Source organism: Occallatibacter sp. (assembly GCF_049802275.1).
Lineage (GTDB): Bacteria > Acidobacteriota > Terriglobia > Terriglobales > Acidobacteriaceae > Telmatobacter.
In genome coordinates this window covers 1-11,862 of the sequence record NZ_JBARMD010000601.1, presented here as the reverse complement: position 1 = coordinate 11,862, position 11,862 = coordinate 1, and the positions used below count along the sequence as shown (strand labels likewise).

Below are 11,862 nucleotides of genomic sequence, written 5' to 3'. Positions count from 1 at the left end.
CGAAGTTCTTCCAGATGCGAACCACCTCTGTCCAGGGGCACCTCTCCTATAACAATCAGGCACAGGGCCTCTGGTTCGATACCGACAACCAGAACATCACCATCAACAACGCCACGCTTGTCGGAAGTTACAACGCCGCGCTTCAGCTCGAGCGCAACGAAGGCCCCGTCACTCTTGAGAACAGCCACCTTTGCTCCAGCGGAGTCGGCGTAAATGTCCTCAACACTCAGGAACTGACTGTCGACAACAACGTCTTCTACAACAACGGCGCAACCAACAAATACCAGGCACAGTTCTATCTTGCCGGAACCGCAGGTGGCATCAGCACCACTAACTGGCAGACGGGCCAAGTCTACAACCTTGTCACAACGGGAACCACGATGTCCGGCAACGAGTTTATCGATGCGCTTCCCGGGCAGTATGTCTTCGGCACGTACGTCAGCGGAACGGACTGGACCGACTTCACCAGCACGGTGAAATCCAGCTTCAATACTTGGTACGACCCCGGCACGCCGAACGCATTCCGCATTGCCAATGGCAAAAACGTTGACCTCGTCGGCTGGCAGACTGCCACCGGAGCCGATTACAACTCCACATGGGCAGAACCAAGTGCGTCGCCAGCATCATCCTGCGCACCGCCCTCCGCAGCTTACCCCGACCTCAATGTCAGTGTTGACAGCGGCTCCTACACCATGACATCCGGTCTTGCGACTGCAAACGTTCGTGTAAACTCCTTCAACTTTGGCGCAGTGAATCTCAGTGTCTCCGGATTGCCCACGGGCGTAACGGCATCCTTCAGCAACCAGAGCCTGACCAACGGCTACTCCACCCTGACACTCACGGCATCGTCCACATCCACTGCGCAAACTGTGCCGGTCACTTTATGGGCCATCAGTGGCGATCGCGTGCATTCTGCTACCTTCAATCTGACGGTCACTGCCAACCCGGCCGTCATCGGGACAAGTGCTTCACTCTCCTCTTCCGCCTCGACGATCACGCAAGGCACGCCCGTCACTCTTTCTGCAGCAGTGAAGCCAGCAAGCGGAACCGGTGCTCCCACGGGCTCGGTCACCTTCTACAGCGGCGCGACCCCCCTCGGATCGGCGACGCTCTCTTCTGGAATCGCAAGCATCTCTACATCTGCACTCCCTGTTGGAACCGACTCTGTCACCGCCATTTACGCAGGAACGACAAATTTTCTTGCATCCACTTCCAATGTCATTCCTATCACCGTGAATTCTGCCGCAGTCAGCACCACTACGACATTGGCGTCGTCCTCGTCTGCCCTCACGCAAAATGGGACGGTCACCCTCTCGGCGACAGTGAAGCCAGCCAGTGGCGCTGCTCTCCCGACGGGCACCGTGACGTTCTACAGCGGCACAGTCTCACTCGGATCCGCGACGCTCTCTTCCGGAATCGCAAGCATCTCTACATCGGCACTCCCCGTTGGAACCGACTCGGTCACTGCCGCTTACTCCGGCGCTGTCTCCTTCAAGGCTTCCAGCTCTAACATCGTGTCTGTCACTGTTAGTCTTGCTGCTCCTACCGCCGTTAACACGGTCACAGCACTTACCCCATCCGCAATCAGCATCACCCAGAACTCGCCGTTGACACTGACGGCCATCGTCAAGCAAGCCAGCGGCACCATCGCGCCCACCGGCTCGGTCACTTTCTTCAGCGGCTCCGCAGTGATCGGATCGGCGCAGCTCTCAGCCGGTTCCGCAACGATCACGATTGCATCTCTCCCCGCGGGCGCCAACTCACTTACTGCGTCTTACGCCGGTACCTCTACCTTCAACAGGTCCACCTCCGCTATCGTCGCCGTCACCGTCAACGCTGTCGCCGTCAAAACATCGACAATGCTGACGACCTCATCGACAGGCATCACTCAGAATTCGGCGGTTACCCTGACGGCCGCGGTAAAGCAGGCCAGCGGCAATACAACTCCAACTGGCTCCATCACTTTCTTTAACGGCTCAGCCAATATCGGCACAGTGATGCTGACTGCAGGGACTGCGACGCTCACCACATCATCGCTTCCGGCCGGCTTGGATTCCATTACCGCCACCTACGCCGGCGCCTCACTCTTCAATCCGTCCAATTCGAACTCCGTCGCTATCACCGTTAACCCTTTGGTTGCTGCGCCCAATCCAGTTCCCTCTCCGGGCGCGCTCGCCACCAGAACTGCTCTGGCTTCCTCGACCCCGCAAGCTGACCAGGGCTTTACGATCTGCCTGACAGCAACCGTTGCGACAATTTCTGGTTCGGCAATTCCAACGGGCAGCGTGGACTTCCTCATGGGAAAAAGCAAAATCGGCACTGCCGCCCTCGCCAATGGCAACGCTTACCTCACAACGGACACCTTGCCGCCTGGCAACGACGCCGTCACAGCCAGCTACGCAGGCGACAGTTCTTTCGGCGGATCAAGCTCGAACGCAGTCACCGTTAACATCATGGGCCCTGACTTCGAGGTCAAAGCCACCCCATCGAGCATCTCTGCTTCTCCCGGCCAGAGCGTCGACGTTGCCCTCCTGATTACACCGAAGAACGGCTTCGACCAAATTCCTTCACTTGACTGCTCTGGACTCTCGGCCGGCTCGACCTGCTCCTTCGGCACACCGGCAAAGCAGCCTGACGGCACCTCGGTGGTGCAGATGACGATACACACTGCTCCGCTTGCCGCAGGTTCGGGTAACGAGATTCGCTCACGTGCGCCATTCGCCCTGGCGCTCTTTCCTCTTCTGTTTTGGATTTCTTCGAAGCAGCGCAGAAGGCTCCTCAAGCTGCTCTCCGCGTCGGCGCTGTTCCTGGCAATCGTGATTCTCGGCGCCGGAGCCATCGGATGCGGCGGACATACGGCCCTGAACTCAAGTCAGACGACATCCGCCCAAAAGACGATAGTCAATGTCACCGTCAACGCCCACTCGACGAATGGGGTCAATCACGCCACTACCGTTACGCTGACACTCATGTAACGCGCATCAGTCTTGCATGTTGTCGTATGAACTTGGCGCCCTGGTCAAAGGGATCTGTGTAGCTCTCCGCACTGGCGTCGGCAGTTGGAACAGCTTGCTGGGGATCTGCACTCTAAAAAACAGGGCGCGATGGCAAAGGCCATCGCGCCCCAATGGTTCAGGTTCGAACTAGAAGACCAGCTTGCCTGCGAGTTCGAAGGTTCTTGGATCCTGCACTCCGCTCACATTGCCGAAATCGCTTCCGGTAATGTTGTTGTGAAAGTTATTGAACTGCGTGTGATTGAACGTGTTATACGATTCACAGCGGAACTCAAAGTGTGCACGCTCGGTGATCGCAAACGACTTGTAGAGGTTCGTGTTGAAGTTGGTGCGACCGGGACCAACAACGATGTCCCTGCCCGCGTTGCCGAATCCCAGGTTCTGACCGCCGTTCCACGCCGCCACTGGCTGCGTGAATCCGGCTGCCGAGACATACTGGTAGACGCCGCTGGCGTTTCTCGCCTTCGGATAATGCACCTTGCCCGTGAAGTTAGGACGGATGGTGTAGTTGCCGCCCAGGCCGACGGTATCACTGCCACCATCGCTCGGAGCGTTGTTGCCGGCCCATGGCAGACCAGTCTCAGAGATCACTGTACCGGAGAGTTCCCAACCGCCGATTATCGCGTGCGCCAATCCCTTGGAGTGCGCGAACAACGGTATCTGCCAGACATAGTTCGCACTGAAAATCTGGCGACGATCGAGCGAGCCAGATCCCTTGTCATACTTCAGATTGAACGGGTTCGTGGATGTGTTCAGATCCGAGCTGCCTACCTGGGTATCGATTTCGTGTGCATACGTATAGTCGATTTCGAAACTCAGACCGTGCCGGCTCTGCTGACGGAGTCCAGCCTGGAAGCTGTTGTAGCTTGAGGTGGCAATGTTCGATTCCTGGCTGATTCCGTTGAACCCAGGGAACGTCCGAGCCAGTGTTGTCTGCGCACCTGTGAGTTTCCCGGCGCCTGCCAATTGGCGAGTTGCCATATTTGTGCCCAGCGGGAACGGATTGATCGGGAATATAACGTTCTGATGCCACCCGATATTACCCACATACTGCGTCATGAAGATCAAAGAAGGAACGATCTCACGCTGCACGCCCAGGCTGTATTGCGCAACACCTGGAGCTGGGTAGTTGGTATCGATGGTCGTCATGCCTTGCGGCACGACCGGCAAGCTCGTCGATGGTAAGGTGGCGCCGGTTTGCCAGCTCGCGAATGGATTTGCGAATCCGACGTTGCTCAGGCTCGGCGTGTTCGAGAACGGCGCCGCCGCTGCAATGTTGTAAACGTCGTTGCCCTGCATACGCTCAAAGAACGTACCAAAGCCGCCCCGAAGAACGGTCTTGCCATTCCCCGTCACGTCATACGAAAACCCGAGGCGAGGCATGACAGTCTTGTAGAAGTTCTTTGTCATACCAGTTGGCGTCCCGTTCTGTCCGGCGATGGTTACGCCATTCAGATAGAATTGCGCACCTTGATAGGTTTGCAATCCAGCGCTGACGTTCGGGCAAGTACCAGAAACGGCGGTACAGAACGCACCCGTCGAGGGATCGACCGTCGGGGCTTGTCCTGCCTGGTACTGCTTCGGATCGAAGCTCGCCAGCAGATTGTTCCGTTCCCACGCATGCGGCATCGCATCATAGCGAATACCGTACTGCAGGCTCAAGCGGCTCGAAATATGCCAATTGTCTTCTGCATATGCCGAAACCGTCTGATTCACGTAGTGACGGATGTCCTGGTTTTGCAACTGCGAATAGCCGGTGCTCAATCCCATCAGGAAGTCGATGTATGAGTCGCCAGTAAGGTTCGCCGTTGTCGGCGCGCCTTTGTCCCAGTTGTCGCTGAAGTTAAAGTAGCCGTTTTTGTTTCCGAAGATCTGCTGGTTCTTGGTGTAGCGGTTGTAGCCGCCGCCGAATTTCATCGTGTGTTTGCCTTCCGTGACCGAGAGGCCAAACACTTCGGCGTAGTCCATAGCGGCGTTCTTCCAGGGCTGTGACCATGGGTCGAATTGTGTTCCATACGAACCAAGGTTCACGCTGGGTAAACGATTGTCAGCAGCGGACGTCTGCGGGAAGAACGACTGTCCCGACCAGCCGGACGGTTTCTGATAGGCGGTTCCCGAAGGTAGAATGCTGATCTTGTTGCCGTTGAAATTGAACGCGGCCTCAAGAAGCACATTCGGCGTGAGAGAACCGGTCAGCTTGATTACTGAACTCCACGATGGGTTGCTGAAGTTCGAGCCAACTGTAGGGTAGCTGTCACCGCTCCACATTGACGTGGCATAGGTTTGGCTAACCGAGTCGCCAATGTAGTGGCCAAAGAGCTGCCATTTGTCATTGATGTTGTGATCGATGCGGAAGAGGTCCTCACGGACGTTGGTCGGCTGCTTGCTCGAAACCGAGATCAGGTCGCCTGAAACGTTCGCCTTCGGAATTCCTCCAACGCTGTTGAATTGGAGGGCCACAGCGTCAAGCAAGTTTGCCTTGACGACGTTTCCTGGGAATGGACTGCCTGGTGTGAGTCCATCCGCTGCAATCGCCGCTGCGAGCGCCGTGCCCGGAGCCGGGTTCGGAACCACAATCTGATGGCCCGAGTTGTAGGCCGGAGCGACGTAGGTAAAGTCCTGCGCCGAAGTAATGAAGTTCGAGTCCGGAATCGCGTGAATGCCGGCCGGTGCGCTGCCCTGCACGATTTTGCGCCACTCTTCGTTGACGAAGAAGAATGTCCGCTGCTTGTTGTCGTTGTAAACGTGAGGAATGTACAGCGGACCACCAAGGTTGCCGCCGAAAATGTTCAGACGAAGTTCCGGCTTATTCGCGCCGGGGGCATCGAAATAGTTGTGTGCCTGAAGGGCGTCGTTGCGAACGAATTCCCACAACGTACCGTGGAAAGCCTGCGTGCCTCTCTTGATCGACATCGAAATCGTGCCGCCTGAAGAGATACCGTAGTCCGGTGGATAGTTGCTGGCCATTACTGTGAATTCGCCCAATGCATCCTGCGAAGGCATCATGGACGATTTGCCGCCGGAACCGCGGTCATATGCTTCGCCGCCATCGATCAGCCAGATATTGTGTGCCTGGTTCAGACCGTTGAAGCTGATTGCAAAGCTCGAGCCTACTGAAGTCGGCGTGTTCGAGTCCGGCAGGTTGCCGCTGACGCCGAGTCCCAATGTCGCAAGTGCGACGATGTTGCGGCCGTTGGTCGCGAGTTCGGTAATTTGCTGCTCGTTGATCAGCGTGCTCACAACGTTTGAATCGCTTTGCACCGTCAGGGCGTTGGCCTCAACAGTGACCGTTGTTGCTTCCGAGCCAACCGTGAGCTTGGGGTCAACACGAAATGTTGCTGACACGTTGACGACGATTCCATTCTGTACAAATGTCTGGAATCCCTTCGCCGTGACCGTCATGTTGTAGTTTGCTGCGTTCAAACCGGCAATTTCGTACAGACCGGTGTCGCCCGTTATCGTTGTTTTAATTGCGCCCGTGGCTGGATCAGTCAGAACAACCTTCGCTCCCGCGACGACTGCTCCGGTCTGGTCCGAAACGATGCCGGTGATGTTCGAATTGGCCTGCGCATGCAACCCCACGCTTGCCAATGCAAACAACAACGGTAGCAAAAGGACCCTGCAGATCCTTTGAATTGATTTCACTTCCATCTGACTCTCCTATTCCGAAGTGATACTGTCTGGTTACTGCAGCCTGGAAAGTGCATTTTGCTTTCGATCTGAAAGCTCGGCTCTTTCGCCGACTCTGGAGATTCTCTCCATCGAATTGCACTCTAGCCGGTGCTGCAATGTCTCTCGACTCAACATGGCTTCAGCTGACTTTCTGAGCTGCCACCATCTATCGGCTACCCGCACGCACAAACGAAGCAATCACACAAATTCGATGGCCATCGAGCGAGATCATCGCTGAGTTGAATGGCTCACTGGCGAATGCCTGAAATGCCCCGCCTAAATCGTTTCAGTAGACCGCCAATAACGCTATCTCAGCCAACCGGCTGAGGGTGTGTGATGGTCGTCACTGAACGGCAGTTGATGCTGCAGGGGATGGGTAGATAGCGTTTACTTTGGATTTAAGGGAAAGGTCGCCCTCCCCTGACCTCCGTGCGCGAGACAGCTGGCGCGCTGCACCTGATCCGCCGCGGCAGCGTCAGATAGCACTGCCTCAACGGCGAAATCGCGAGATGAGATAGAAGAGAATCGAAAGAATGACGCTGATCAGGATCGACGTGCCAAGCGGAAAGAAGAACGAGACATTCTTGCCGCGATACGCGAAATCGCCGGGCAGCCGGCCGAGCGGCAACCCGAAGCGTGCCGCAATCAGCAGCACCGCACCAATCACCGCCAGCAGGAGCCCGAGACCGAGAAGCGCCTTTCCAAGTTCAATCATGGGGCCTGCCAATGCCTGACTCAGCTAGGATACGGTAATCGGGCGTTGCGCATTCAGCCACCCCAAAATGCGCCGCCGGAGGGTCAATGCAAGTCGTCACGATGCTGCTGGGAGTCCTCTGTGTCTTGGTGGTGCTGCTGGATGCGTTCCAGACCATCATCCTGCCGCGCCGGGCTGCGGGCCGCCTACGCCTCACCCGTATCTTCTACATCCTCACCTGGATGCCATGGCGCCTTGTTGCCGTCAGAATCCGCCATCCCCGCAAGCGCGAAACTGCACTCAGCTTTTATGGACCGCTGTCCCTGATCTTTCTGCTGGTGGTGTGGGCTTGTGGCATGGTCCTCGGTTACTCGCTGATCTACTACTCCCTTGGCAGCCCCTTCAGCGACGCGTCGGAGCACATCGGGTATCTGTCCGATCTCTATGTCAGCGGAACCAACTTTTTCACGCTGGGACTCGGCGACGTCACGCCCCATGCGCAGATTGCGCGCGCCCTCTCCACATGTGAAGCCGGTACCGGCTTCGGCTTTCTCGCCATCGTCATGGGCTACTTCCCCGTCCTTTATGGAGCGTTCTCCCGGCGCGAAGTCAGCATCTCGTTACTCGATGCCCGTGCCGGATCGCCTCCCACGGCTGCGGAGTTGTTGCGTCGGCACTCTTTTGATGGGGCCGAAAGCGCCCTCGCCAGTCTGCTCTCCGAGTGGGAGCGCTGGTCTGCCGAACTGCTCGAAAGCCACATCTCCTACACCTTGCTTTGTTATTTCCGTTCGCAGCACACCAACCAGAGCTGGCTCAGCGCGCTTACCGCCATGCTCGATACATCGGCGTTGCTCATCGCCGGTGTTCGTGGACATGAAGCGCGCCAGGCGCAGCTAACTTTCGCCATGGCGCGTCATGCCGTGGTCGACCTCGCGCAGGTCTTCTCCATCAAACCGAAACAGGACATCCCAGATCGTTTGCCGCGCGAAAGCTACGAACAGCTCTATAAACTTCTCTGCCAGAGCGGCGTCAGTGTGTGCCGCGATGGCGAGTCTTACGAACGGCTCCGCGATCTGCGAGCCTTATATGAGAGCTACGCCGCCGCGCTCAGTGAACATCTGTGCATGCCTCTTCCACCCTGGATGGCCGAGCATCGACACAAGGACAACTGGCTCGCCGTTGCCAAAGTACGAAGCCAGGCCGAAGCCGCTAATCCCGAACCAAACACAATCGCCGAAGTCATCGACCAACATCACGAGTTCTAGATCACAATTTCCCGGGCATGCACTGCGATAGACTGTTGCATCCAAGGGAAAGCCAGTTTCTTCACTTCCGTAGCCACCGCAGTTTCTGTAGCCTGTAACAGAGAGACAGCGCAGGAGAACTATAGCAATATGAAGCAGTCCGCTCTTAACCACGAGGCGTCCACAGTTCAAACTCCGCCAACCACCAATAAACACCTTATTCGATGGGTCGAAAAGATGGCAGAACTCTGCCGTCCCGACTCCATCCACTGGGTCGATGGTTCTCAGGCGGAATACGACTTCCTCTGCGATCGCCTCGTGTCTTCGGGCACATTCACGCGCCTCGATCAGAAAAAATGGCCCGGATGTTTTTATGCGCGCTCGTCCCCGAACGATGTGGCCCGCGTGGAAGACCGTACCTTTATATGTTCGCTTTCGCGCGATGCCGCCGGCCCGACGAATAACTGGGAAGACCCTTATGTGATGCGCCGTCGCCTCAAGCAGCTCTTCAAAGGCTGTATGCAGGGCCGCACCATGTATGTTCTCCCCTTCAGCATGGGCCCCGTCGGCTCGCCCATGTCCGGCATTGGTGTGCAACTCACTGATTCTCCATACGTCGTCGTCAACATGCGCATCATGGCCCGAATCGGCGCGCCCGTCTTCGCCGAGATCGATAAGGACGAGAAGCGCGTCGTCCCCTGCATGCACACTGTGGGCGTGCCGCTCAAGCCTGGCCAGAAGGATGTCCCCTGGCCCTGCAACGACACCAAGTACATCGTGCACTTCCCTGAGAGCCGCGAAATCTGGTCCTACGGTTCCGGTTACGGCGGCAATGCCCTCCTCAGCAAGAAGTGCTTCGCTCTTCGCATAGCCTCCAACATCGCCCGCGACGAAGGCTGGATGGCTGAACACATGCTCATCCTCGGTGTCGAAAGCCCGGAAGGCGAAAAGACCTACGTTGCTGCAGCATTCCCTTCTGCCTGTGGCAAAACCAATTTCGCCATGTTGATTCCGCCCAAGTCCATGCACGGCTGGAAGGTGTGGACGGTCGGCGACGACATTGCCTGGATCAAACCGGACGCTAGTGGCCGATTGAGAGCCATCAATCCTGAGTATGGATTCTTTGGAGTCGCTCCCGGAACCAGCGTGAGAACGAACCCGTCGGCAATGGCGGCGCTATCGCGCAACTCAATCTTCACCAATGTCGCGCTCACTCCCGACGGCGGAGTGTGGTGGGAAGGCATGACCGAGAAGCCGCCTGCTGAATGCCGCGATTGGCGCGGCGAGCAGTGGACCCCCGCCATCGGCAAGAAGAACGGCAGCACCGCGGCGCATCCCAATGGACGCTTCACCGCGCCCGCATCGCAATGCCCTACGATGGACCCCGCCTGGGAATCTCCCGAGGGCGTGCCGATCAGCGCCATTATCTTCGGCGGGCGCCGCTCTCACACGCTTCCGCTCGTCTACCAGGCGTTCAACTGGTCCAGCGGCGTCTACATCGGTGCCACGATGGGCTCTGAAACCACCGCAGCCGCGGCCGGTGCGGTCGGCAAAGTGCGCCGCGATCCCATGGCTATGCTGCCCTTCTGCGGCTATCACATGGGCGACTACTTCCGTCACTGGATCAAAATGCAGCGCGGCCTCGACGTCACCCCCCGCATCTTCAATGTGAACTGGTTCCGTAAGGATGAAAACGGGAAATTCCTCTGGCCCGGCTTCAGCGAAAACATGCGCGTGCTGCGCTGGATCGTCGAGCGGGTACAAGGCCATGGCCGAGGCCGCGAAACCGCAATTGGGTGGGTTCCGAGGTACGAAGACATCGACTGGACCGGCCTCGACTTCGCGCAGGAAACCTTCGAGGCGCTCATGGCCGTAGATCGCGCGGCCTGGCGCAAGGAAGTGATCGCGCACGAAGAGCTCTTCATCGAACTCCACGATCATCTCCCCCCGGAGATGATCTATGAGCGCGAATTGCTGATTTGCAAACTCTGATTGTTTCTTGAAGCCTGCCGCGCGCGCCTCATCCGCGTAACTGAAAGGGGCGTTTCGCGAAACTGTCACACTTTGAGACCCGGGAGAGAACGATTCTCGACCGTCTTTGAAAGGACGCGAGTTTACATCCCCGCGTAGAACCCGGCCATCCACGTCTGCAGCAATTCGGGCAGGCATCCCAGCACCACCACCGCCAGTGCAATCAGCGCCAGCACGCCCATCGTAATGTGATTCGCCTTGATCGGTAACGAATTCGCCGCAGGCATCACAAACACGCGCTTCAGCACCTGCAGATAGTAGTAGAGCGACACCGCGCTCATCGCCACCGCCAGCGCTACCAGTCCAATGCCAAGTCCCGTCGGATACACCCTCAGCACTGCGGCGAACAAATTGAACTTCGCCCAGAATCCCACCAGAGGAGGAATCCCAGCCAGCGACAGAAACAGTACCATCATCACCACCGCCAGCAACCCATTGCGCTTCGCGAGGCCGAGAAACGCATCCATGCGATCGCTGCCACCGGCGCGCTCCACCACCGCAACCGCACCAAAGGCCCCAATCGTCGTCAACCCATACGTCAGGATGTAATACAAAATCGCCTGCGCACTCTGCGACGAATACGAGAAGAACGCCAGCCCCAGCAGGATGTAGCCGGCATGAGCAATCGCCGAATATGCAAGCAACCGTCGCACGCTCGACTGCGCCAGCGCAGCCAGGTTTCCCAGCACCATCGACGCCACCGCCAGCACGATCAAAACCTGCGACCAAGCCATCCGAAAGTCGTGATAAACCTGCACCTGTTGCGTATAGCGTCCAACTACCAATGAAACATGGCCGCCGCGCATTCCATCGAATACGTGCCATGCCGCTGTGCTGATTCCAATGAGCAGCGCAAAGCTAGCCACCTTTGACACCGAAGCGATAAACGCCGCGGCCGGCGCAGGCGCGCCCTCATAGGTATCCGGCGCCCACAAGTGAAACGGCACCGCCGCCACTTTGAATCCCAGCCCCGCCGCAATCATCACCAGCGCCACATACAACAGCGGCGAGGCCTCAAGTGCATGTGGCCCATAAAGTCCCAGTAACATACGGTGCAGATTTGTCGATCCCGTGAGTCCATACAGATAGCTGAAACCAAACAGCAGAAACGCAGCCGACATTCCGCCGAAGAGGTAATATTTCATCGCTGCCTCGGCGCTCTTCCCGGACTTCTTCGCAAATGCCGTCAGGATATACAACCCCAGGC

General features: G+C 57.5%; 6 protein-coding genes. 3 read left to right on the top strand and 3 right to left on the bottom strand.

Annotated features, from left to right (window positions below):
* Positions 1 to 14 precede the first annotated feature (14 nt).
* Complete coding sequence (locus WA354_RS20375; RefSeq protein ID WP_472814856.1) at positions 15 to 2,975, top strand: Ig-like domain repeat protein; 2,961 nt, start codon at positions 15 to 17, stop codon at positions 2,973 to 2,975.
* A gap of 168 nt (positions 2,976 to 3,143) precedes the next feature.
* On the opposite strand, the gene WA354_RS20370 is transcribed toward WA354_RS20375, so the two are convergent.
* Positions 3,144 to 6,665 (bottom strand): carboxypeptidase-like regulatory domain-containing protein, encoded by a 3,522-nt coding sequence (locus WA354_RS20370; protein WP_472814855.1) that lies wholly within the window; start codon positions 6,663 to 6,665, stop codon positions 3,144 to 3,146.
* Between the two features lie 511 nt (positions 6,666 to 7,176).
* Complete coding sequence (locus WA354_RS20365; protein WP_472814854.1) at positions 7,177 to 7,401, bottom strand: DUF2905 domain-containing protein; 225 nt, start codon at positions 7,399 to 7,401, stop codon at positions 7,177 to 7,179.
* Between the two features lie 86 nt (positions 7,402 to 7,487).
* Between WA354_RS20365 and WA354_RS20360 the strand changes: the two genes are divergently transcribed.
* Together WA354_RS20360 and WA354_RS20355 are read left to right on the top strand one after the other, a co-directional pair.
* The gene (locus tag WA354_RS20360) at positions 7,488 to 8,645 is read left to right on the top strand and encodes a potassium channel family protein (protein ID WP_472814853.1); all 1,158 of its coding nucleotides are present in this window, start codon (positions 7,488 to 7,490) and stop codon (positions 8,643 to 8,645) included.
* 129 nt (positions 8,646 to 8,774) lie between these two features.
* On the top strand, positions 8,775 to 10,616 hold the full coding sequence (locus WA354_RS20355; RefSeq protein ID WP_472814852.1) for a phosphoenolpyruvate carboxykinase (GTP): 1,842 nt from the start codon (positions 8,775 to 8,777) through the stop codon (positions 10,614 to 10,616).
* Positions 10,617 to 10,738: 122 nt separating this feature from the next.
* Here the strand turns inward: WA354_RS20355 and WA354_RS20350 are convergent.
* Positions 10,739 to 11,862 (bottom strand): NADH-quinone oxidoreductase subunit N (locus WA354_RS20350; RefSeq protein ID WP_472814851.1); only part of this gene is annotated, 1,124 nt, incomplete at its 5' end.

Bases quoted from the DNA above. Each gene is read 5' to 3' on its own strand.
- WA354_RS20370 (WP_472814855.1), bottom strand. From the start codon at position 6,665: ATGGAAGTGAAATCAATTCAAAGGATCTGCAGGGTCCTTTTGCTACCG.
- WA354_RS20355 (WP_472814852.1), top strand. From the start codon at position 8,775: ATGAAGCAGTCCGCTCTTAACCACGAGGCGTCCACAGTTCAAACTCCG.
- WA354_RS20375 (WP_472814856.1), top strand. From the start codon at position 15: ATGCGAACCACCTCTGTCCAGGGGCACCTCTCCTATAACAATCAGGCA.
- WA354_RS20360 (WP_472814853.1), top strand. From the start codon at position 7,488: ATGCAAGTCGTCACGATGCTGCTGGGAGTCCTCTGTGTCTTGGTGGTG.
- WA354_RS20365 (WP_472814854.1), bottom strand. From the start codon at position 7,401: ATGATTGAACTTGGAAAGGCGCTTCTCGGTCTCGGGCTCCTGCTGGCG.